The 24,154-nt window shown below is 52.9% G+C and carries 19 protein-coding genes; 4 read left to right on the top strand and 15 right to left on the bottom strand.

Features of this window, described 5'->3' with window-relative positions; translation table 11 throughout:
• Positions 1-12: 12 nt before the first annotated feature.
• The 8 genes from nuoH to lrhA all read right to left on the bottom strand — a co-directional run bounded on the left by nuoH (position 13) and on the right by lrhA (position 10,156).
• A complete protein-coding gene (gene nuoH / locus IP582_RS17700; RefSeq protein WP_039079884.1) occupies positions 13-990 on the bottom strand; it encodes an NADH-quinone oxidoreductase subunit NuoH in 978 nt (325 codons plus the stop codon).
• Complete coding sequence (nuoG, locus tag IP582_RS17705; RefSeq protein WP_193793975.1) at positions 987-3,713, bottom strand: NADH-quinone oxidoreductase subunit NuoG; 2,727 nt, start codon at positions 3,711-3,713, stop codon at positions 987-989. The genes nuoH and nuoG overlap by 4 nt, the downstream gene beginning before the upstream one ends.
• 28 nt (positions 3,714-3,741) lie before the next feature.
• Positions 3,742-5,079 carry an NADH-quinone oxidoreductase subunit NuoF gene (nuoF, locus tag IP582_RS17710; protein ID WP_039079882.1) on the bottom strand — a complete coding sequence of 446 codons (1,338 nt, stop codon included), beginning with the start codon at positions 5,077-5,079 and terminating at the stop codon, positions 3,742-3,744.
• The gene (nuoE, locus tag IP582_RS17715) at positions 5,076-5,576 is read right to left on the bottom strand and encodes an NADH-quinone oxidoreductase subunit NuoE (protein WP_039079881.1); all 501 of its coding nucleotides are present in this window, start codon (positions 5,574-5,576) and stop codon (positions 5,076-5,078) included. The genes nuoF and nuoE overlap by 4 nt, the downstream gene beginning before the upstream one ends.
• A 2-nt stretch (positions 5,577-5,578) precedes the next feature.
• On the bottom strand, positions 5,579-7,381 hold the full coding sequence (gene nuoC / locus IP582_RS17720) for an NADH-quinone oxidoreductase subunit C/D (RefSeq protein WP_075203679.1): 1,803 nt from the start codon (positions 7,379-7,381) through the stop codon (positions 5,579-5,581).
• A gap of 89 nt (positions 7,382-7,470) precedes the next feature.
• Complete coding sequence (gene nuoB / locus IP582_RS17725; protein ID WP_039079880.1) at positions 7,471-8,133, bottom strand: NADH-quinone oxidoreductase subunit NuoB; 663 nt, start codon at positions 8,131-8,133, stop codon at positions 7,471-7,473.
• A 15-nt stretch (positions 8,134-8,148) separates the two neighbouring features.
• Positions 8,149-8,592 (bottom strand): NADH-quinone oxidoreductase subunit NuoA, encoded by a 444-nt coding sequence (nuoA, locus tag IP582_RS17730; protein WP_039079879.1) that lies wholly within the window; start codon positions 8,590-8,592, stop codon positions 8,149-8,151.
• A 625-nt stretch (positions 8,593-9,217) separates the two neighbouring features.
• Complete coding sequence (gene lrhA, locus IP582_RS17735) at positions 9,218-10,156, bottom strand: transcriptional regulator LrhA (RefSeq protein WP_193793976.1); 939 nt, start codon at positions 10,154-10,156, stop codon at positions 9,218-9,220.
• Between the two features lie 949 nt (positions 10,157-11,105).
• Between lrhA and alaA the strand changes: the two genes are divergently transcribed.
• Positions 11,106-12,320 carry an alanine transaminase AlaA gene (gene alaA, locus IP582_RS17740; protein WP_039079877.1) on the top strand — a complete coding sequence of 405 codons (1,215 nt, stop codon included), beginning with the start codon at positions 11,106-11,108 and terminating at the stop codon, positions 12,318-12,320.
• An 81-nt stretch (positions 12,321-12,401) separates the two neighbouring features.
• Positions 12,402-13,001, top strand: coding sequence for a 5'-deoxynucleotidase (gene yfbR, locus IP582_RS17745; protein WP_193793977.1), 600 nt, complete (start codon positions 12,402-12,404; stop codon positions 12,999-13,001).
• 79 nt (positions 13,002-13,080) lie between these two features.
• Here the strand turns inward: yfbR and IP582_RS17750 are convergent, their stop codons facing one another.
• From IP582_RS17750 to yfbV, 4 genes are all read right to left on the bottom strand, one after another.
• Positions 13,081-14,913 (bottom strand): SLC13 family permease, encoded by a 1,833-nt coding sequence (locus IP582_RS17750; protein WP_193793978.1) that lies wholly within the window; start codon positions 14,911-14,913, stop codon positions 13,081-13,083.
• 75 nt (positions 14,914-14,988) lie between these two features.
• Positions 14,989-15,687: a sugar phosphatase gene (locus IP582_RS17755; RefSeq protein WP_304489334.1), complete on the bottom strand. Its 699-nt coding sequence runs from the start codon at positions 15,685-15,687 to the stop codon at positions 14,989-14,991.
• Positions 15,659-16,153, bottom strand: a complete 495-nt coding sequence (locus tag IP582_RS17760) for a YfbU family protein (protein ID WP_039079873.1) — start codon at positions 16,151-16,153, stop codon at positions 15,659-15,661. Before IP582_RS17760 ends, IP582_RS17755 begins: the two co-directional genes overlap by 29 nt.
• 94 nt (positions 16,154-16,247) lie before the next feature.
• Positions 16,248-16,703: a terminus macrodomain insulation protein YfbV gene (gene yfbV, locus IP582_RS17765; protein WP_039079872.1), complete on the bottom strand. Its 456-nt coding sequence runs from the start codon at positions 16,701-16,703 to the stop codon at positions 16,248-16,250.
• Positions 16,704-17,040: 337 nt separating this feature from the next.
• On the opposite strand from yfbV, the gene ackA reads away from it, so the two are divergent.
• Entirely contained in the window at positions 17,041-18,243 is a 1,203-nt protein-coding gene (ackA, locus tag IP582_RS17770; protein ID WP_039079871.1) for an acetate kinase, read from the top strand.
• A gap of 76 nt (positions 18,244-18,319) precedes the next feature.
• The gene (pta, locus tag IP582_RS17775; RefSeq protein ID WP_193793980.1) at positions 18,320-20,461 is read left to right on the top strand and encodes a phosphate acetyltransferase; all 2,142 of its coding nucleotides are present in this window, start codon (positions 18,320-18,322) and stop codon (positions 20,459-20,461) included.
• A gap of 43 nt (positions 20,462-20,504) precedes the next feature.
• Here the strand turns inward: pta and IP582_RS17780 are convergent, their stop codons facing one another.
• The 3 genes from IP582_RS17780 to yfcD all read right to left on the bottom strand — a co-directional run bounded on the left by IP582_RS17780 (position 20,505) and on the right by yfcD (position 24,114).
• On the bottom strand, positions 20,505-22,307 hold the full coding sequence (locus tag IP582_RS17780; RefSeq protein ID WP_193793981.1) for a VWA-like domain-containing protein: 1,803 nt from the start codon (positions 22,305-22,307) through the stop codon (positions 20,505-20,507).
• Positions 22,308-22,312: 5 nt separating this feature from the next.
• On the bottom strand, positions 22,313-23,371 hold the full coding sequence (locus tag IP582_RS17785; RefSeq protein ID WP_193793982.1) for an AAA family ATPase: 1,059 nt from the start codon (positions 23,369-23,371) through the stop codon (positions 22,313-22,315).
• A 197-nt stretch (positions 23,372-23,568) separates the two neighbouring features.
• The gene (gene yfcD / locus IP582_RS17790; protein ID WP_039079867.1) at positions 23,569-24,114 is read right to left on the bottom strand and encodes an NUDIX hydrolase YfcD; all 546 of its coding nucleotides are present in this window, start codon (positions 24,112-24,114) and stop codon (positions 23,569-23,571) included.
• Positions 24,115-24,154 lie beyond the last annotated feature (40 nt).

The following is a 24,154-nucleotide window of genomic DNA, read 5'->3' on the forward strand; positions in this document are numbered from 1 at the left end:
TCTTTTCACCCCTTATTGCGCTTGCCAGAGAATGACAGCCGCCGTACCCAACAGATTGAGAAGCGTCAGCGGCAGGCATACTTTCCAGCCGAAGGACATTACCTGGTCATAACGCGGACGGGGTAACGCTGCGCGAATCAAAATGAACATCATCATAAAGAACGCGGTTTTAATCGCGAACCAGATGAATGGCGGTAAGAACGGGCCATGCCAGCCACCGAAGAACAACGTCACCATCAGTGCAGAGATGGTCACGATACCGATGTATTCCCCCACAAAGAACAGACCGAACTTCATACCGGAATATTCAATGTGGTAACCATCGGCCAGTTCCTGCTCGGCTTCCGGCTGGTCAAACGGGTGACGGTGACACACCGCCACGCCCGCGATAGCGAAGGTAATAAAACCGAAGAACTGCGGGATAACGTTCCAGATATCAGCCTGGTTATTGACGATGTCGGTCATGTTGAATGAACCGGCCTGCGCCACCACGCCCATCAGGGAAAGCCCGAGGAACACTTCGTAGCTGAGCGTCTGCGCGGAAGCACGCATCGCACCCAGCAGGGAGTATTTGTTGTTACTGGACCAGCCCGCGAACAGCACCGCGTAGACCGCAAGACCTGCCATCATCAGGAAGAACAAAATCCCGATGTTCAGGTCCGCTACCACCCAGCCCGGGCTCACCGGGACAATGGCGAAGGCCAGTAGCAGCGAGGTAAAAGCGATCATCGGCGCGAGGGTGAAGATAACCCGGTCAGTGAATTTCGGGATCCAGTCCTCTTTAAAGAACATCTTGATCATGTCCGCGACGATCTGGAGTGAACCACCCCAGCCTACGCGGTTCGGTCCGTAGCGGTTCTGGAACAGCCCCAGCAGACGACGTTCGCCAAAACTCATGAGCGCGCCGCAGGTGACAACCACCAGCAGGATCACGACAGCCTTGATGATACCTAACAGAATGTCGATAACATCCGGTGTTAACCAACTCATGCTTGCGCCTCCTGCAGATTTTCAAGACGTGCGCCGGCCAGTACCGGGGCAATGCCCGGCATGCCCATCGGCAAACCAACCTGCCCTGCCGTCAGCCCTTCGGAAAGCTGCAGAGGCAGGCTTAACGTCTGACCGTCGTAGCTGAACGAAATATGCGCGCCCGCATTCACACCCAACTTCGCGGCGTCAGCCGGGTTGAGTTTGATATACGGCTCAGGCATACGGCTCTGGAAGACCGGAGAACGCTGGGACAGTTCATCACTGCCGAACAGATGGTAGTAAGGCGCAATACGCCACTGACCGTCCTGCGGTTCAAAGCCTGCCGGAACAGAAGTGAAGTAATCCAGACCGGTCGCCGAGGCTTCGATCAGCCGCACGCCCGGATCGCCGTGGCGCAGTGAACCGCCCACCTCAGCCTGGAATTTGTTCCATGCTTGCGGGGAGTTCCAGCCCGGAGCCCATGCGAACGGAATTTGTGAACGCGGTGCGGACGGCTGGTTGTTCCCTTCCATTGAGAAAGCGAACATGGTGTCTTTATCCTGCGGCTGACGCGGTTCGTGAACGCTGATATTGGCGCGCATGGCCGTACGACCACTGTAGCGGTGCGGTTCACGTGCCAGTTTCTGGCCACGGATACGGAAGCTGGCATCCGGTGCTGCGTCTTTGATACCGGCGAACTGCGGCATTTTTTCAACGACGGCGTCGATAACATGGTCAAGCTGCGTCCAGTCCACTTCACGGCTCTGTACGGTGCTGTGCAGGGAGTGCAGCCAACGCCAGCTTTCCAGCATAATCGTTTTGCTGTCGTAATAGGCCGGGTCATACACCTGGAAGAAGCGCTGCGCGCGTCCTTCATTGTTGATAACTGTACCATCGCTTTCCGCGAAGCTTGCCGCAGACAGCACCAGATGCGCATGGTCCATGATCGCCGTGCGCTGATGGTCAATAACCAACACCAGCGGCGCTTTATCCAGCGCGGCATTTACGCGACTGGCCGCAGCGTGACGGTGCAGATCGTTTTCCAGTACGATAACCGCATCAGCGGCACCGGTTTCCAGTTCGGTTAACGCGTCATCCAGCGAACCACCGCCCATCAGCCCCAGGCCGACGCTGTTGGTCGAACGGGCAATCATGGTGATACCGACATCGGCACCGCGACTTTTCAACGCTTTCGCGACGTTTGCGGCGGCCTGAATTACAGCCGTGCTGCCAGTGTTGGTACCGGAGATGATCAGCGGCTTTTTCGCGCCTGCCAGCGCCTGAACGATAACATCAACCTTGCCACGCAAGTCGCTGCTTAAACCCTCGACCGCCGGAGAAGCGTCATCCAGCGCATGAGCGATGGCGAAGCCTAAACGGGCCTGATCTTCTACGGGTGCGCGGTAGGTCCACGCGGCGATATCGTCCAGACGGGTATCGTCCACGTTGGTGACAAACAACGGGTGTTTGGCGCGCTGGCCAATGTTGAGGATCGCCGCAATCTGCCAGTCGGCCACTTTCTGCGCCGCTGCCATCTCACGTGCTTTCCCTTTCACGGCCTGACGGACCGCCAGTGCGACACGTGCGCCCGTCTGGGTAATGTCTTCGCCCAGAACCAGAACCGCATCGTAAGATTCAATTTCGCGCAGCGCCGGGGTGCGAATACCGCCCTCACGCAGCACTTTTAGCATTAATTGCAGACGTTCCTGCTCGCCGCTGGCGATGCCGGTATAGAAGTTTTCTGCTCCAACCAGCTCACGCAGCGCGAAGTTGCTTTCGACGCTGGCGCGCGGGGAGCCGATACCGATCACTTTCTTCGACTGGCGCAGAATATCTGCCGCGCCCTGCATCGCCTGCTCGGCGTTAAGGGTGATCAGGTCATTGCCACGGCGCTGCACCGGCTGACGCGGACGGTCTTTCAGGTTCACATAACCATAGCCAAAACGACCACGGTCGCAGAGGAAGTAGTGGTTAACGGTCCCGTTGTAACGGTTTTCGATACGACGCAGTTCACCGTAACGTTCACCCGGGCTGGTGTTACAGCCCAGTGAGCACTGCTGGCAGATGCTCGGTGCAAACTGCATGTCCCACTTACGGTTGTAACGCTCGGAGTGGGTTTTATCGGTGAAGACGCCGGTCGGGCAAATTTCCACCAGGTTACCGGAGAATTCGCTTTCAAGCGTACCGTCTTCCGGGCGACCAAAGTAGACGTTGTCGTGTGCGCCATAAACGCCAAGATCGGCGCCGTCTGCGTAGTCTTTGTAGTAACGCACGCAGCGATAGCAGGCGATGCAGCGGTTCATTTCGTGAGAGATGAACGGCCCCAGGTCCTGGTTGCGGTGAGTACGTTTGGTGAAACGGTAGCGACGGAAGCTATGACCCGTCATCACGGTCATATCCTGCAGGTGGCAGTTGCCGCCCTCTTCACAGACCGGACAGTCGTGCGGGTGGTTGGTCATCAGCCACTCTACAACGCTTTCACGGAACTGCTTCGCTTCTTCATCGTCGATAGAAATAAAGGTGCCATCGGTTGCCGGGGTCATACAGGACATGACCAGGCGACCACGCGTGTCTTCCGCGTTTTGATATTGCTTCACCGCACACTGGCGGCACGCACCCACGCTTCCCAGCGCCGGATGCCAGCAAAAATAAGGAATATCAAGGCCCATAGAGAGACATGCCTGTAGCAGGTTGTCCGCTCCGTTAACCTCGTATTCTTTGCCGTCTACATGAATCGTAGCCATTAGCGTGCTTCCAAATTAGAAATTTAACTCACCAGCGCGTTTTAAGCAGGTTCGGCTGAATCCCATGAATAGCCTGGGTATTGCTGAACTGTTGCTTAATGCCTGCCTCGAATTCTTCGCGGAAGTATTTTATTGCGCTCTGCAGCGGCTCTACCGCACCTGGCGCATGCGCGCAGAAGGTTTTACCCGGTCCGAGGAAACGACACAGTTGCTCAAGTGTCTCGATATCCCCAGGCTGGCCTTCGCCGCGCTCTAACGCGCGCAGAATTTTCACGCTCCACGGCAAACCGTCACGGCAAGGCGTACACCAGCCGCAGGATTCACGGGCGAAAAACTCTTCCAGATTACGGACCAGCGAAACCATACCAATTTCGTGGTCTACCGCCATGGCCAGCGCCGTACCCAGACGGCTGCCCGCTTTACCGATGCTTTCGAATTCCATCGGCAGATCGAGGTGCGCTTCGGTCAGGAAGTCAGTCCCTGCCCCGCCCGGTTGCCAGGCTTTGAATTTCAGTCCATCACGCATACCGCCCGCGTAATCCTCAAGGATTTCACGAGCCGTGGTGCCAAACGGCAGCTCCCACAGTCCCGGATTCTTCACGCGACCAGAGAAGCCCATCAGTTTGGTGCCAGCGTCTTTGCTCTTCGAAATGTTCTGGTACCACTCAACGCCGTTAGCGAGGATTGCCGGGACGTTACACAGGGTTTCGACGTTGTTTACACAGGTCGGTTTACCCCACACGCCGGAGCTCGCCGGGAATGGCGGTTTGGAGCGCGGGTTGGCGCGACGACCTTCGAGGGAGTTAATCAGCGCGGTCTCTTCACCACAGATATAACGCCCGGCACCGGTGTGCACGAACAGTTCGAAATCGAAACCAGAACCGAGGATGTTTTTCCCCAGCAGACCCGCTTCAGTCGCTTCGGCAATCGCACGGCGCAAATGCACCGCCGCTTCAATGTATTCGCCGCGCAGGAAGATGTAGCCACGGTACGCTTTCAGCGCAAATGCGGAGATGAGCATGCCTTCCACCAGAAGGTGCGGCAGTTGCTCCATCAGTAAACGGTCTTTGTAGGTGCCCGGCTCCATTTCATCAGCGTTACACAGCAGGTAACGGATGTTCATGGATTCGTCTTTCGGCATCAGGCTCCACTTCAGACCCGTGGAGAAGCCAGCGCCGCCACGGCCTTTCAGACCAGAGTCTTTGACCGCATTGACGATGTCATCCGGCGCCATACCGGTCAGCGCGCGACGCGCACCGGCATAGCCGTTTTTGCTCTGATATTCATCCAGCCACACGGGCTGCTTGTCATCACGCAGACGCCAGGTCAGCGGATGCGTTTCGGGAGTACGGTTAACGGTTTTCATTTATACCGCTCCAGTAATTCGGGAATGCCTTCCGGGGTCAGATGCGCATGAGTATCCTCATCAATCATCATGTTCGGCCCCTTATCACAGTTACCCAGACAGCAGGTCGGCAGCAGCGTAAAGCGACCGTCGAAGGTGGTCTGGCCCGGCTTGATCTTCAGGTGGCTTTCAATCGCAGACTGAATACCCTGGTAACCGGTGATATGGCACACCACGCTGTCGCAATAACGGATAACGTGACGGCCCACCGGCTGGCGGAAGATCTGGCTATAGAATGTCGCCACCCCTTCCACATCGCTCGCCGGGATACCCAGCACATCAGCGATGGCGTAAATCGCGCCGTCTGGCACCCAACCACGCTGTTTCTGAACGATTTTCAGCGCTTCAATGGACGCAGCACGCGGATCTTCGTAGTGGTGCATCTCGTGCTCAATAGCTTCACGCTCTGCCGCACTCAGCTCAAAAGCCTCGGTTTCTGGTAATTGATTCTCGTGCATAATTAGCGGTCCACATCTGACATAACAAAATCGATACTACCCAGATACACAATCAGGTCAGAGACCAGACTGCCGCGGATGGCGGACGGGATCTGCTGCAGGTGCGCAAAGCTTGGCGTACGTACACGAGTACGGTAGCTCATGGTGCTGCCATCACTGGTCAGGTAGTAACTGTTAATACCCTTGGTCGCTTCAATCATCTGGAAGGACTCCTGCGCCGGCATGACCGGGCCCCAGGAAACCTGCAGGAAGTGGGTGATCAGGGTTTCGATATGTTGCAGCGTGCGCTCTTTCGGCGGCGGCGTGGTCAGCGGGTGATCCGCTTTGAACGGGCCTTCCGGCATATTGTTGAGGCACTGCTCAAGGATGCGCAGACTCTGGCGCAGCTCTTCCACTTTCAGCATCACGCGGGTGTAGCAGTCGGAAACACCGCCGCCAACCGGGACTTCAAAGTCGAAGTTTTCATAGCCAGAGTACGGACGCGCCTTACGCACGTCGAAGTCAATCCCGGTGGCGCGCAGACCTGCGCCTGTGGTGCCCCACTCCAGCGCTTCTTTCGCGCCATAGGCAGCAACCCCCTGAGAACGACCTTTCAGAATGGTATTACGCAGCGCTGCTTTCTCGTACGAGGCCAGACGCTTCGGCATCCAGTCGAGGAATTCGCGCAGCAGACGATCCCAGCCACGCGGCAGATCGTGAGCCACCCCGCCGATACGGAACCAGGCCGGATGCATACGGAAACCAGTGATCGCTTCCACCAGATCGTAGATTTTCTGACGATCGGTAAAGGCGAAGAAGACCGGGGTCATCGCGCCCACGTCCTGAATAAACGTCGAAATGTACAGCAGATGGCTGTTGATACGGAACAGCTCGGAGAGCATCACGCGAATCACATTCACGCGGTCCGGAACGGTAATTCCTGCCAGTTTTTCCACCGCCAGTACGTACGGCATTTCATTGACGCAACCGCCGAGATATTCAATACGGTCGGTATAGGGGATGTAGCTGTGCCAGGACTGACGCTCGCCCATCTTCTCGGCACCACGGTGGTGGTAACCGATATCCGGTACGCAGTCGACGATCTCTTCGCCATCAAGCTGGAGGATAATACGGAATGCACCGTGCGCAGACGGGTGGTTCGGACCGAGGTTAAGGAACATGAAGTCCTCATTGTCGGTACCACGCTTCATGCCCCAGTCTTCCGGTTTGAATTTCAGTGCTTCCATCTCCAGATCCTGTTTCGCTTTTGTCAGCTCAAACGGATCGAATTCGGTCGCACGCGCCGGATAGTCTTTACGCAGCGGGTGGCCTGTCCACGTCTGCGGCATCATAATGCGCGTCAGGTGCGGGTGGCCTTCGATATCAATACCGAACATTTCCCATGTTTCGCGCTCATACCAGTTCGCGTTCGGGAAAAGTTTGGTGAAAGTCGGTACACGCAGATCGTTTTCAGATAACGCCACCTTGAGCATGATATCGCGATTGCGTTCAATGGAAATCAGGTGATAGAAAACGGAAAAATCCGCGGCAGGCAAACCCGCGCGGTGCGTACGGAGACGTTCGTCCATGCCGTGTAAATCAAACAGCATGACGTAAGGTTTTGGCAGTTTCTTGAGGAAATCACCTACTTCCAGTAACTGTTCACGCTTCACCCAAACAACGGGTACCCCGGTGCGGGTAGCCTGAACGGTAAAGGCATCCGGCCCAAAACGGTTGCGCAGCTCGCCAATGACCGGATCATCAAGGTGATCGCGGGTCTGCCATGTGGCTTCTTGCGCAGTTAAGTCAGTCATATTGTTCACCATTGCAAAAGGTCCGTGGTGACTGTCAGGTAAGGCTCCGCGTTAGTTGATTATTAAAATGCGAAGTGTTTGCCATTACCTACAGGCGCAAATTAAATCTCGTCAGGTGTACGCAGATTCGTGACGGCAATACGTTCGCCGCGTTTACGCTCGCGCTCTGATTGCATATTGGCGCGATACACGCCTTGATCGCCAACAACCCACGACAGCGGGCGGCGTTCTTTACCAATGGATTCCTGCAACAGCATCAGGGCCTGCATATAGGCTTCCGGACGTGGCGGGCAGCCGGGGATGTATACGTCCACCGGGATGAATTTATCAACGCCCTGTACGACAGAGTAAATATCGTACATACCGCCGGAGTTGGCACATGCGCCCATGGAAATAACCCATTTTGGCTCAAGCATCTGGTCATACAGACGCTGGATTACCGGCGCCATTTTGGTGAACGGCGTACCCGCGATAACCATCAGGTCGGCCTGACGCGGCGAAGCACGTAACACCTCAGCCCCGAAACGCGCAACGTCATGCACCGCAGTGAATGACGTTACCATCTCAACGTAGCAGCAGGAGAGGCCAAAGTTATAAGGCCAGATTGAGTTTTTACGGCCCCAGTTAACCAGGTCATGGAGTTTGCCCATGAACACCGTTTTATTCACTTCCTGCTCAAGAGGGTCGGTTACGATCTCCTGTTTTTGCAGGGGGTAACGGTCATTCTCACCGTTGGGATCTATGCGGGTGAGCGTATAATCCATCTTATTGCCTCGCGGTTAGCGTTGACGATTAGTGTAGCTGTCGGTTTCCGGATTGAGTCGTTCGCGGCGTGAACGCGCAGGCGTCCAGTCCAGCGCACCGATACGCACCAGGTAAACAAGACCTGCCAGCAGCACTAAAATGAAAATTGCAGCTTCGACAAAACCAACCCAACCACTCTCACGAATGGAGGTTGACCATGCATATAAATAGAGCGCTTCAACGTCGAAGATGACGAAGAACATGGCCACCAGGTAGAACTTGGCAGACAGACGAAGGCGAGCTGAACCTACCGAATCGATACCGGACTCGAATGGGACGTTTTTGTGTCTTGCACGCGCCCGACCACCGAGGAACCGGCCACCGACGAGCATCAGGCAGCACAGGCCAATAGCGACAATAAGAAAGATAGCGAATGCCCAATGATGAGCGATGATTTCAGTGGATGTTGACATACGCATTGCTTAACTCAAAAGGTAGCGCTTAATACCTCTGCTCTTCTCGGCAGATGGCGCCACATCGATTCATGGGGAGGAATAAAACCACACGCTCAGTGCGAATTTGACAAAGTCGGTCAAACGATGTGGGTTTTTACTCCTTTCTATAACCTTTTGTCAACTTTAACAAAAGCTTCCTCACATTAGTTTACATCGACAGCAATTCATTAACATTTAATGCCGTTTTCTTCTTCAACCTCAAATAAAGCCCGCAAACAATCAGGGTGTTGAATCGTGTCCGTTGTGAGGTTTTACAAATATTACCCTCTCATTTTGACAGGATTTTGCCTGGATTCCTCCCCCTCTATGGGAGTATTTTCTTGATCTGAGACACGCTTTTGTTAATTCATTCCTAAAAACGGCAACAAAATGGCTAGTTTTTTAACATGAATGGCCATTACCAAAAACTATAGATCAAAAGTGATGAGATGACAGGCGGGATAATTAAGAAGTTGAATTATTTAGTTATTTAACGCATTTACGTTTCATAAAGCACTAAATTGTGCAAAAAACAAACCGATGACAGCATTTTTGCTGCCAGCGGTCTATTTTCACACTTACATTTTGTTACCAGTTTTTGGCGCGGCTGTTACCCAAAATCGCCCTCGATCACCAGAGAATCTCCTCCCCCTTCGGTGGCACTACTGCCGTAATGCCAGGGATTCTGATAGTGCTCCATTGCCTCGAAAATCACCTGCGCCAGTTCATTTTGACTTAGCGGGTTATAGCAAAGGAGATATTCAGTATCAGGCAGGAGCGGCAGTCCGTCTGATTTACCCAATACCCGTAAATCAGGACTCATCATTTCAACGGGGCGGGCGGTGATCCCAAGCCCGGCTTTTACCGCCGCTTTTACCGCTGAAAGAGTGGACGCGACATAAGCAATACGCCAGGGAATATCCGCCTCATTAAGCGTATTTATCACGATATCGCGAAAGGGACTTGGTTCATCTAACAGGACCAGTGGTACCGCTTCACCTCTTTGCAATACGAATTCCGCAGAGCAGTACCAGTGCGTGGGTGAAGTTCGCAGCGTCAGACAATCGAATTCACCTGGCCGATTAGTGGTAACGACAAGATCGACATCATCTTCTTTCAGTCTATCTCCGGCAAAAGGATTACGTTTGACACGCACGTCCAGGGCGAGCTTTGGATAAACAGAACTAATACGATTAAGCAGGAACGGCAAGATAGTGTCGGCAGATTCATCCGAAGCGCCGATCGTTAACGCTCCCTGTAAATTGCTAAACATTAACGATGTACATGCTTCATCATTGAAACGTAAGATCTTTCTTGCATAGCCCAGTAACTGAATGCCGTGCTCAGTTAACAGCTTATTTCGACCATGACGGGCAAAAAGCTCTTTTCCTACTAACTGCTCCAGTCTTTGCATTTGCTGACTTACCGCTGACTGGGTGCGACAAACTGCGGCTGCTGCCGCAGCGAACGTGTTCAAATCAGCGACCGCAACGAAGGTTCTCAGCAGATCGAGGTCGAGATTCAGTATCGGACGATTTGCATTTATCATAATTTTTCACTTACGGGTTCCTCACTCGGAGTTACCCGGGTTTATGCTGTGCGCGTAAGATTTAAGCAATTCCCTTTTTAATGTGCATCCAGCAGAGTTATCACCCTGGTCAACTTGACAAAAAGTTCAGGTGTTTATAGTTCACAGTCTGGGGCAAGACAAACTCAACGTCATTATTCTGCATACTCCCTTCCCTATTGAATATATAAACCATGCGAATACTTGTTAATCCTTTTAAGGAAAAAGCATTTTTTTGCAACATTCTTAGCCGTACATGGCGAGCACGTCATATACGGCCAATTCATATGGCCGAACGGGAGTAGAAAACGAGTAATAACAGCAAACTAATAATAACAAATAGTCCATACAGAAAGCATGGCTTTCCAGCTGGAACCATTTCCGGGCACCATTTTAACCTAAAACTATTATATTTATAAGCATTATTGCGATTAATCTGATCGCCAAAAATCATCTCGCGAACGATTTAGTTTTATTAATATTAAAAGGGTCCACTTTTTCCTTTCGCAATATTAAATAAACGTGAAAAATAAATCACCTTATGTATTAATAATACTTAACATTATCTTCACAGATTAGTCGTTTCTCAGGCACTGTCTTACTTTCAAATTTATCACTCTCTATGTATTGAGAATGATTATGAGACGAAATCATTCTTCTGCATTGTCGTGCATACTGCAGAACCTTTCTTTTTTAGCAGAAAAATCGACAAAAAACAGCTCAAGAAGAACCATAAACCACAAACGATATCATTAACACTGGTATATAGAGATTTAACCAATAATGGTAGTTTAAAAAACGTTAATTGTGATGTGGTTAAGGCAAAATCTTCTTCTGTCCACCCTTCAAAACCTGCGCTCGTGGGAGTACATTGTTCGGTGCTGACTTCCACGGCAGGAAGTGGCACTCACAGCTAAAAGGTCAAAGATTCATGTCCTCCATCGAAAAATCCAGCAAATTAGACAACGTCTGTTATGACATACGCGGGCCGGTTCTCAAAGAGGCGAAACGCCTGGAAGAAGAAGGCAACAAAGTTCTTAAACTAAACATCGGCAACCCGGCGCCTTTCGGCTTTGAGGCGCCAGATGAAATTCTGGTCGACGTCATTCGAAATCTGCCAACCGCGCAAGGTTATTGTGACTCAAAAGGGCTGTACTCAGCGCGTAAAGCCATCATGCAGCACTATCAGGCACGCGGCATGCGCGATGTTACCGTTGAAGATATCTACATCGGTAATGGCGTTTCAGAACTGATCGTACAATCAATGCAGGCCCTGTTAAACAGCGGTGACGAAATGCTGGTCCCGGCGCCGGACTATCCTTTATGGACAGCGGCAGTGTCGCTTTCGAGCGGTAAAGCTGTGCACTATCTGTGTGATGAATCCTCTGACTGGTTCCCGGATCTTGATGATATCCGCGCGAAAATAACGCCACGAACCCGTGGGATCGTCATCATTAACCCGAATAACCCCACTGGGGCGGTTTATTCGAAAGAGTTGTTGATGGAGATTGTAGAGATTGCGCGACAGCATAATCTCATTATTTTCGCCGACGAGATCTACGACAAAATCCTCTATGACGATGCCGAGCATCACTCTATTGCTGCGATGGCGCCGGACGTGTTTACCATCACCTTTAACGGCCTTTCCAAGACCTACCGCGTTGCCGGGTTCCGTCAGGGTTGGATGGTACTGAGCGGACCGCAAAAACACGCCAAAGGCTACATTGAAGGGCTGGAGATGTTGGCCTCTATGCGTCTTTGCGCGAACGTCCCCGCACAGCATGCGATTCAGACCGCGCTTGGCGGCTACCAGAGCATCAGTGAATTCATCGTGCCTGGCGGGCGTCTTTACGAACAACGCAATCGCGCGTGGGAACTGATTAACGAAATCCCTGGCGTGTCCTGCGTGAAACCAAAGGGAGCACTTTATATGTTCCCGAAAATTGACGCTAAACGCTTCAATATTCACGACGATCAGAAAATGGTGCTTGATTTCCTGTTGCAGGAAAAAGTGCTGCTTGTTCAGGGAACGGCCTTCAACTGGCCATGGCCGGATCATGTGCGCATCGTCACACTGCCGCGCATGGACGACCTGGAAATGTCCATCACCCGTTTTGGCCGCTTCTTATCAGGTTACCACCAATAATTGCGCCGGGGGGAGGATTTGCATCTTCCCCCACTCTCTGCGCACAATGGCTCATCGTCGCAGTTACAGACAAGGTTTACTATGAGTCAAAGCCACTTCTTCGCGCACCTCTCCCGTCTTAAATTAATCAACCGTTGGCCACTGATGCGCAATGTGCGTACCGAGAACGTCTCGGAACACAGCCTGCAGGTTGCCATGGTGGCACATGCACTGGCGGCGATTAAAAATCGCAAGTTCGGCGGCCAGGTTAATGCGGAACGAATCGCGCTGTTAGCGATGTATCATGATGCCTCAGAAGTATTGACCGGTGATTTACCCACCCCGGTTAAATACTTCAACTCGCAAATCGCCCAGGAATATAAAGCCATCGAAAAAATTGCCCAGCAGAAGCTGGTCGAGATGGTGCCGGAAGAGCTACGCGATATATTCTCTGAGCTGATCGATGAGCATTATTACAGCGCTGATGAAAAATTGATCGTTAAACAGGCAGATGCGCTCTGTGCATATCTGAAATGTCTTGAAGAATTGTCTGCCGGAAATAACGAATTTATGCTGGCAAAATCGCGTCTGGAGAAAACCCTGGATGCCCGACGCAGTCCGGAAATGGATTACTTCATACAAGTTTTTGTACCAAGCTTCCATTTATCGCTTGATGAAATAAGCCAGGACTCACCGCTTTAATACACTTCTTTCCGCTTACGGCGTTACCCTCCGTTTGAAAAAGGCTACCCCGGCGCTCGCACTGCCGCCGGGGTAGCCTTTAAAACGGAAACAGAACAGGGATCAACACGACGCACACCGCCATGACGAGCAGAGTAAACGGCACGCCGATTTTAACGAAATCGCTGAATTGATAATTACCCGGCCCCAGAACCAGCGTATTTACCGGTGATGATACTGGCGTCATGAAGGCTGCCGAGGCCGCCATCGCGACAACCATCGCGAAAGGATAAGGAGAGACCCCCATCGATTTTGCCGTCGCCAACGCGATAGGCGCCATTAAAACAGCCGTCGCGGTATTCGAGATAAATAGCCCGATAGTGGCACACAACACAAACAGGCATACCAGCATCATATAGGGCCCATAGCTGCCGCCGAAATCGAGTAAAGCTTTAACGACAAGATCTACCCCACCCGTTTTTTGCAGCGCCAGCGCAAAGGGCATCATCCCGACGATCAAAATAAGGCTTGGCCAGTGAATGGCTTTATAGGCGCTCTCAGCATCAATACAGCGGAATTTCCCCATCAGCAGGCAGGCTGTGATTGCCGCCACCGGATTAGGAATTTCATCTGTCAGCATCAGCGCAACCATCAGCACCAGACAGAATATCGCATGAGGCGCCTGGTGATGGGCGGGAGAGACGGCGCTCTCTTCCACGGGCATATTGAGAACCAGAAACTCTCGTCCTTTCTGGCCCAACTGGCTAATTAACTTCCAGTTACCCACCACTAATAAAATATCCCCGAGTTGCAGGGGTTCATCGACAACGACGCCGGGCATTGCCTCTCCGTCACGTTTAAGCCCAACCACATTTAAGCCATAACGGGTACGAAAGCCAATTTCACGTACGGTTTTACCTAATAACTCGGTCTCCGGTATCGGCGAAACTTCCGCCATCCCCACATCCAGAGCCTGGTCGGAAAAGTATTCACCGCGTAAAATCATCGGCTCCAGCAGTTGTTCGGCGCAGAATTCGCGTAAATCGACATCCGCCGCCGACATATCAATGAGTAAAACATCGCGGGCGCGAAATTCCGATACCCCATTAACGTTAACAATCACGCGGCGGAAACGTCGCCAGCGTTCAACGCCAATAACATTCGCGCCATAGCGTTCACGCAGTTTCAGATCGTCCAGCCGCTGGCCAATTAAGGGGGAGCCCGGGCGAATTGCCAGGCGCCTGGCGCGCCCTGTCAGCCGGTACTCTTTTATCAAGTCGCGGAAGGTACGTCGTTTCCAGCCGTCACGCTGGCTGTCGTCTTTGTCGCTCTTAAGCATAAAGCGCATCAGCAGCATATAGACAATGCCCATCAGCAAAATCACCAGCCCCAGCGGGGTAACGCTAAAAAAGCTGAACCCGGCCAACCCCTCACGTAGCAGTTCGCTGTTGACCACCAGATTTGGCGGTGTCGCCACCAGCGTCATCATGCCGCTGATAAGCCCGGCAAAGCTGAGCGGCATCATTAAACGAGAGGGAGAGATTTGCATACGCATCGAGACGCTGAGCACCACCGGAATAAAAATCGCCACCACGCCTGTGGAACTCATAAAGGCACCAAGCCCTGCGACGGTGAGCATCAGCAGAACCAGCATTTTAATTTCGCTGCTGCCGGCCATTTTTACCAGCCATGACCCCATGCTGGTCGCCACGCCGGTCCGTACCAGTCCGTCACCAATAATGAAAAGCGCGGCGATCAAGACAACGTTGGGATCGCTAAAACCCGACAACGCCTCGGTCATCGTCAACGTCCCGCTCAGAATAAACGCCACAATGACCAGCAACGCCACCGCATCCATGCGCACTTTACCCGTCGCAAAGAGGACGACAGCTATCATCAACAGGCATAACACCCAGATAAGCTCACCGTTCACAACATGTCCTTGTTTAAAATGGGGTGATTCATCTTGCCATAAAAAAGCCCCGACGGTGCGGGGCTACATCATGACTCAGGCTTTTCGTCTGACAACGACATGACCATCAGGCTGCTTTGTCACGACCACTTCATCCAGACGAGCAAGCACAAAGTCCGCCTCATCCAGACGTAGCGAATCGGCAGGCACATTCACCGCGATTACATGGCAGTTTGCTGCAAGGCCAGAAAGCACACCGGCCCCTGCGTCTTCCACCACCACACACTCTTGCGGCGGCAAACCGAGCAGTTTTGCCCCAAGCAGGTACGGATCCGGCTCAGGCTTGCCGCGCTTAACCTGCTCAGCCGTGACAAATACATCCGGCATCGGTAAACCCGCCGCCCGGTGGCGGGCATGAGCAACAGGGATGGAGCCCGACGTCACGATGCCCCACGGGATATGGGATTCATTGAGATGGTTCAGTAACTCAAGCGCGCCGGGCAAGGCCACGACACCTTCGGTATCCGTCGCTTCAATCTCCTCCAGCCAGGTAAACTCCGCTGCGATATCCTCTTCGGAGTGACCGGCCATAAAGTGACGTAACGAAGTAATGGCCTGTTTGCCATGGATAAAATTCAGCACTTCGTCATGATCGATGCCGAAGCGGTCGGCCCAACTGCACCATGACCGCTCCACGACGGGCAACGAATTCACCAGGGTGCCATCCAGGTCAAACAGAAATCCTTTGCACTGCACGCGAGCCTCCTCAGGCATTGATAATTTGGTTAATTTCATTCGCGCTCAGATGATACTGGCGCGGGCAGGAGTGCCATACATTCAACATACGCTGGTATTTTTCCCACATTGGCGTCTGGGCATTAAAGCCGTGTGTACCGGCATCGAAATGGGTATAACGCCCTTCAATATTGACCATAAAGCGTACATAGCCGAGATAACGCGCTTCGGTGGCGGCATCAAAACCTAAGAAGGTAACGCGGCGTTCATCAATAGATTGCGCGTCTTTCAGATTGGCCCAGGAGACATGTAACGCGTGGTACATCTCCATAATGTCGATAACGGTACGGCAGGTTTCTTCTTTAAGTTCGCCGAACTCACGATCCAGCTCACGCATTTGCAGACCATAGCCGCGCTCGATAATGGTCTGCAGGCGACGATAGCGCTCGGCATTAGCAGGATCCATCATGGTCATCATTTTATACTGATTAGACAAAATCAGTCGTTGGGCATTGGTCATTTCCATCTTACGACTCCTGTGCGCGTTGAAGATTAAAAAAAAGACACGGTAACTATTAATGGTTACTGTGCCTTTTTTTACTGACCGTTTCGATGATCAATCACAAGTCATCAAGGAAAGTTTTATCGAGTTGTTTGAAGGCGCGCTTAAGCGTGTCAGCTAATGCCTGATAATCCGGCTTACCTTCGACAGGTGCCAGCGCCTGCCCCGCCTCCTGCAATTTACCGCGGACTTCATAAAACCAATGCAGAATTGAAGGGGGCAATGGCGTGACAGAGCGCTTGCCAAGCCACCACAGCCCTTGCATAGGCAGGCTCAGGGCAAACAGCGCCGTCGCGACAGCCGGGCCTAACTGCCCGCCAAGAGCGATTTGCCAGCACAGCGTAAACACAGCAACGGGCGGCATAAAGCGAATGGCATAACGGGTGGCGCGTATCGTCCGATTCTCAATAAATAGCGGGGCGAGGCTTTTTTCCATGGGCCAGGTCTTCGCATAGTGCTGTCCCCGGCGAAACAATCCAAAAAAATTGACGGGGCGATTTTCTGAAGTGGACATGGCGTTACCTCAACTTCACATATAAAAATTAAAATAATTGTGCAAAACAACAACTATGCATGACAACGTTAAAATTTTTTGTCAATTGCGCATGGTATCAGGTATCCTGTGCCTGCCTTAACAGGCCGTAGACGAAGTGTGGTCGCTCGTCAACTTTGAAGTCCATTATGCCACTGTCTGAAATTTGCGCAAAATGGCATAAAATCTTAAGTATTCTTTCCATCATGCCAGAAAATTAATCAGGCATGATGTTAATCATAAATGTCAGCGTCATCATCCGTTATTCTGTGAGACTCACTGACGTTTTTTTAGCCACGTATCATAAATAGGTACTTCCATGTCGAGTAAGTTAGTACTGGTTCTGAACTGCGGTAGCTCCTCACTGAAATTCGCGATCATCGATGCAGCCAACGGTGAAGAGTACCTTTCTGGTTTAGCCGAATGTTTCCATCTTCCTGAAGCACGTATCAAATGGAAAATTGACGGTGGTAAACAAGAAGCGGCTTTAGGTGCAGGTGCCGCTCACAGTGAAGCGCTGAACTTTATCGTTAACACTATTCTGGCACAAAAACCAGAACTGTCCGCACAACTGACAGCGATCGGTCACCGTATCGTACACGGTGGCGAAAAATACACCAGCTCCGTGGTTATCGATGAGTCCGTTATTCAGGGCATTAAAGATGCAGCCTCATTTGCACCGCTGCACAACCCGGCTCACCTGATCGGCATCGCGGAAGCACTGAAATCTTTCCCGAGCCTGAAAGATAAAAACGTTGCCGTTTTCGACACCGCATTCCACACCACCATGCCGGAAGAGTCTTACCTCTATGCTCTGCCGTACAAATTATACAAAGAGCACGGCGTTCGTCGTTACGGCGCGCACGGCACCAGCCACTACTATGTGACCCAGGAAGCCGCTAAAGTTCTGAACAAACCGGTTGAAGAACTGAACATCATCACCTGCCACCTGGGCAATGGTGGTTCTGTATCCGCCATCCGCAATGGCAAATGCGTTGACACCTCCATGGGTCTGACCCCGCTGGAAGGTCTGGTGATGGGTACCCGTTCTGGTGATATCGACCCGGCTATCATTTTCCACCTGCATGACACCCTGGGCATGAGCGTTGAAGCTATCAACAAAATGCTGACCAAAGAGTCCGGCCTGCTGGGTCTGACCGAGGTCACCAGCGACTGCCGTTATGTAGAAGATAACTACAAAGATAAAGAAGACGCAAAACGTGCCATGGACGTTTACTGCCACCGTCTGGCGAAATACATCGGCTCTTACACTGCGCTGATGGATGGTCGTCTGGATGCAGTTGTGTTCACTGGTGGTATCGGTGAAAACGCAGCAATGGTGCGCGAGCTGTCCCTGGGCAAACTGGGCGTTCTGGGCTTCGAAGTTGATCACGAGCGTAACCTGGCTGCCCGTTTCGGTAAGTCTGGCTTCATCAACAAAGAAGGCACTCGTCCGGCTGTTGTTATCCCGACAAACGAAGAGCTGGTTATCGCGCAAGACGCGAGCCGTCTGACTGCCTGATTTCACACCGCCAGCTTAGCTGGCGGTGCTGTTTTGTAACCCGTCAGAAATGACGGTAACGAAAAGAGGATTAACCGTGTCCCGTATTATCATGCTGATCCCTACCGGAACCAGCGTCGGCCTGACCAGCGTCAGCCTGGGCGTGATCCGTGCTATGGAACGCAAAGGCGTTCGTCTGAGCGTCTTTAAACCTATCGCCCAGCCACGCGCTGGCGGCGATGCGCCAGACCAGACCACCACCATCGTACGCACCAACTCCGGCCTGCCAGCGGCAGAACCGTTGAAGATGAGCTACGTTGAGTCTCTGCTCTCCAGCAACCAGAAAGACGTGCTGATGGAAGAAATCGTCGCACGCTACCACGAGAACAGCAAAGACGCTGAGGTTGTGCTGGTTGAAGGTCTGGTCCCGACCCGCAAACACCAGTTTGCTCAGTCTCTGAACTTTGAAATCGCGAAAACCCTGAACGCGGAAATCGTGTTCGTGATGTCTCAGGGCACCGATACTCAGGAACAACTGAAAGAGCGTATCGAACTGACCCGCAGCAGCTTCGGCGGCGCGAAAAACACCAACATCACCGGCGTTATCATTAACAAACTGAACGCACCGGTTGACGATCAGGGCCGTACTCGCCCGGATCTGTCTGAAATCTTTGATGACTCCTCTAAAGCGAAAGTCATCAAAGTTGACCCGGCAAGCCTGGCGGCTTCCAGCCCGCTGCCCGTACTCGGCGCAGTACCATGGAGCTTCGACCTGATTGCGACCCGCGCAATCGACATGGCGCGTCACCTGAATGCGACCATCGTTAACGAAGGCGAAATCAGCACCCGTCGCGTGAAATCTGTGACCTTCTGTGCGCGTAGCATCCCGCACATGCTGGAACACTTCCGCGCAGGTTCTCTGCTGGTGACTTCCGCAGACCGTCCTGACGTGCTGGTTGCCGCATGTCTGGCTGCGATGAACGGCGTTGAAATCGGCGCGATCCTGCTGACTGGCGCCTACGAAATGGACCCGCGCGTCAGCAAACTGTGCGAACGCGCATTCGAAACCGGCCTGCCGGTATTCATGGTTGAAACCAATACCTGGCAGACCTCTCTGAGCCTGCAGAGTTTCAACCTGGAAGTGCCGGTTGATGACCATCAGCGTATCGAGAAAGTTCAGGAATACGTTGCCAGCTACATCAATGCAGACTGGATCGAGTCTCTGACCGCCACGTCTGAACGTAGCCGTCGCCTCTCTCCGCCAGCCTTCCGTTATCAGTTGACCGAACTGGCACGTAAAGCCGGTAAACGCGTTGTACTGCCAGAAGGCGACGAACCGCGTACCGTTAAAGCAGCGGCTATCTGTGCTGAACGCGGCATCGCAACCTGCGTACTGCTGGGTAACCCGGACGAGATCAACCGTGTTGCTGCGGCGCAAGGCGTTGAACTGGGTACGGGCATCGAAATTGTTGATCCGGAAGTGGTACGTGAAAGCTACGTGGCACGCCTGGTTGAACTGCGTAAGAGCAAGGGTATGACCGAAGCGGTTGCCCGCGAACAACTGGAAGACAACGTTGTTCTGGGTACCCTGATGCTGGAGCAGGACGAAGTTGACGGTCTGGTTTCCGGTGCGGTTCACACCACGGCGAACACCATTCGTCCGCCGCTGCAGTTGATCAAAACAGCACCGGGCAGTTCTCTGGTCTCTTCCGTGTTCTTTATGCTGCTGCCGGAACAGGTTTACGTTTACGGTGACTGTGCAATCAACCCGGATCCGACCGCTGAGCAACTGGCAGAAATCGCGATTCAGTCCGCTGATTCCGCTGCTGCCTTTGGCATCGAACCGCGCGTGGCAATGCTCTCCTACTCTACCGGTAACTCCGGTGCGGGTAGCGATGTTGAGAAAGTCCGCGAAGCAACCCGTCTGGCGCAGGAAAAACGCCCGGATCTGGTTATCGACGGTCCGCTGCAGTACGACGCCGCCGTTATGGCCGACGTTGCGAAATCCAAAGCACCGAACTCTCCGGTTGCAGGTCGCGCTACCGTGTTCATCTTCCCGGATCTGAACACCGGTAACACCACCTACAAAGCGGTACAGCGTTCTGCTGACCTGATCTCCATCGGGCCGATGCTGCAGGGTATGCGCAAACCGGTTAACGACCTGTCACGTGGCGCACTGGTTGACGATATCGTCTACACCATCGCACTGACTGCAATTCAGTCTGCTCAGCAGAAATAATTGCCGTTAACTGAAAAAAGCTCCTGCATGCAGGAGCTTTTTTTTAGCTTAGCGAAAACACTTTTCCTCGCGGGACAAAGGGCAGCCGACGATTCTGTGGCAATAACCAGGCATGCTCCATTTTCACCGAAACATTATTCTCGCAAAACCCGTCGGTAATGATCAGTAATGGCCCTCCACGTGGAAAATCTCCGCGCAACGCCAGGCTATCCAGTAATTCAATACCCGGCTGCAAGACGGTACCGCCTCTCCCTTGCAACGTAAAATGGTGAAGGAGTTGTTCAGGCTGGACCCAGCCGCGATCGTAAGCTTTTGCATCACAACAAATAAAGCGCACGGCAAACACCTCGCGCGCCAGCGAATAACTGGCGATGGCACCAAGCGCCTTGCCCAGCAACTGAGGGTCCATCGATCCGGACGTATCCAGAACGACGCCAAAAACGCGCGAATGCCTTTCTTCTTCGCTCGGGGCTTGAATAGCTGGCCGGGGGATATCCGGTGTCGCACTCTGACGGCGAGACGGACGCGCATAGGTACGACGTCGCTCGGGTGGCGGGAAATGCTCATCGAACCACTCAGCCAGGGCGACATCCCAGGGGACAGGCGGTTGCGCCAGGCTGCGGATTTCTTCAATCAACCCCGCAGGCAGCGCCCCCCGGCTCTGGCCATACAGACAACGCTCCATCCCCTGATACAAGGCCCGACGACAATAGGCCTCGGCATTCGTAAATCGCGGATCGCCATCCTCGCCCAGTATATCGCCCCCCGCCCTGCCCCTGAGGGTAATAAGCTTACGTGACCGGCGCATATCCATGGCGAGCGAGTCATAAATTTCTTCTGCCGACATCCCCTTAAACTGGGCATCATAGAGCAATCCCAGCTCTGGCGGCGCGCCAACCTGCATCTCAATAAGCCAGTCGTTGATGATAAAATCGCAGGCTACATTCCACAGTTCCGCGTCGCGTCCGCGGCGCCGGGATGCATGGTTCAACCCTGCATGTAACAACTCGTGGGCAAAAACAAAGAGCATCTCAGCCTGGTTTAAGCGGGCCGTCGGGTTGATCCAAATTTTGCCAATACCGACGTCAATCGCTGCCACCGCGATATCATACTGGCTGCATAACTTCGCATCTTCTTCAATGTCGAATCCTGCCGCCAGCGCGCCCAGCAAGGGATAAAGGGTCATTATCTGTTGTCGGGCTTTCTGCGCTAAGGTCAGCTTATATTTCTGCCCCTGCTGAGGCTGGTATCCCCCGACCTGTTCGAGTGCCTGGCTGACGCTATTGCTCAGGCCATCCGCCAGCAATTCCTGCCAGTTGACGGAATGATAGCGCGATGATTTTTCAGCGTGGACAAAATGAGGTTGCTCGCCGCAATAGATGGTCTGCCAGCGGGCAAGCGATTCAGAAATACCCTCTTCCTGCAACTGGCGAAACAGAAGCTCCGCGTCGCTGTGTATGTCCTGGGGGAAAAGGTAAGATTGCAACTCTTCTGGCAATGGGCCGATTTTAAGCCCTTCGCAAAAATGCATTGTAGAAATCAGTACTGCCAGCTCCCAGGTAACCGCAGGCGTCCGGGGGGTGATATAACCAAACCCCAGCGCCGCCAGCGCCTGGGCAACCATCCGCGCCCATTCTTCTGGCCGGGCATGGCGCTTTGCATTAAGCCACAAATAGCCATCATTGCTGATTGCCAGCCAGTTTTTCGCACTCACCTGCGCGTGCGTATGGTCAAAACGCACATAGATGTGAGCGAAAATAGGCGAGAATAACGGATGCCATGCAATAATCTGCAACCCTGCCTGACAGGCATTGAGCGCAGGGTTGCGCTCCGTTTTGCGTTTCATCGTCCTTAATTCCTTACCGCCAGGCGAGGAAGATCGCGTGCAACCTCCAGTAAAAACCAGGCCGGAAGTTTTTTGCCATTTTCATCTTCACTCATCACGGATTGCGCAATCTCAACGCTGATTCGCGCCAGCGTTTTCAGACAGTCTTTCGCTCGCATCGCAAGCTGCTTGTGCTCATTACGCAATGCCTTGTCCGTTTCGGGCAGCTCTTTATAAAGATGGGTACGGAAAGATTGGGCAAGGAAATAGAGAATGTCGCGATCGGCAGGATCGTCCGGCCAGTTCGCATCGCCTTTAAGAATGGAAGAAACGGTATGTTTTTGGCGAATCTGTTTGATAAACCCTTTAAAACTCGCCGCATGTGCAGGCGATAAAAGACCATAAATCAAGGCTTCCAGCATCTCATCACTGATAGTCTCACCAAATGATGTAAGGGCATCAGAAAGCATGTGCCAACTGCGTGGCGTCGAAAAAGGTTCTTCATGCTTCGGTGGCTCATTCCAGAGTTGATCCGGACGTAGCTGAATGTACTCCACAACCCAGGGGTGAATGGAGGATTCATTGATAGCCCAGTGCAGCCACTGACGATGGTCGGCGCGCAGATGGACATGCACCATGCGGTTGATCAACGCCGAGGGCATCGGTTTCACGATGGCCGCATCTTTAGCACGGTTGCCTGCACCAATGACGACGGTGCCCTCCGGCAGCCGATACTCACCAATACGCTGCTCCAGGATTAACGAATAAAAAGCTTTCTGAATTTCATGGGAGGAGGCGTTCAGCTCATCCAGGAACAAAACGAAGGGTTTGTCACGGACGATATTTGCCGGGGGATAAAATCGCGAACACTGCCCGTCAATTTGCGGAATGCCCAGCAGGTCTTCTGGCGCAAGCTGGCTACCCAGTAACGAGACGCACTCCATGCCGACCTCATCAGCAAAACGTCGCACCAGGGCACTTTTACCAATCCCCGGCGCCCCCCATAAAAAGACAGGGCGGGTAATGGCAACATTCAGGAGAAATTCAAAGGTCTGATCGGGTGTCAGTTGAATAGCTGAAAGCATATAAAAATTCCTTTTTCATTATATTTTTCGCAACCTTTCAAGGTAATACAAAAGCGAAAACCCGTCACCTTAAATTTTCCGCTGCTCTTTTTACGCGCCTTTTCCGTGCGTAAAAAAGCCACGCTGATGATTCATCAGCGTGGCTCATTGACGTGTTCAGTTCACCGCGTGCTCAGGCCAGGCTTTTCGCCGTAACCTTATTCTGTTTCTTCGGCTTTTTCGACAGAGTTGCTGGCGTTACGGCTCATCCACAGCGCCAGCGCTTTTAACGAGTCCTGGGTGAATTCATCGCAGCGGGCGGTGATCTCTTCCGGCGTCATCCACCAGACTTCGCTCACTTCCTCTTCCTGCAGGGCAAACGGGCCATGAGAGACACAACTAAACAACCCGCCCCATACCCGGCAGTGTTCGTCTTCAAAATAAAATGTGCCATGTTCAGCAAACGGGACACCGGCAATACCAAGCTCTTCTTCGGCTTCGCGGCGAGCGGAATCCAGCAACACTTCATCAGCCTGCACAACGCCGCCTGCGGTGGCGTCCAGCATACCCGGCATAAAATCTTTGGTTTCCGTACGGCGCTGAACCAGGATCTTGCCCATCCCATCATGGACGACAATATAGGTCGCGCGGTGGCGCAAACATTGCGCGCGCATTTGCTCGCGACTCGCCTGGGCGATGACTTCGTTGTCCTCGCTGACAATATCCACCCACTCCGTGCCTGTAAAATGATTCGGTTCCACCATCAGAAATGTCTCGTCATTGCGCTCTTATGGCGCGTTTTAG

Source organism: Citrobacter sp. BDA59-3, from assembly GCF_015167655.1.
GTDB lineage: Bacteria > Pseudomonadota > Gammaproteobacteria > Enterobacterales > Enterobacteriaceae > Phytobacter > Phytobacter diazotrophicus.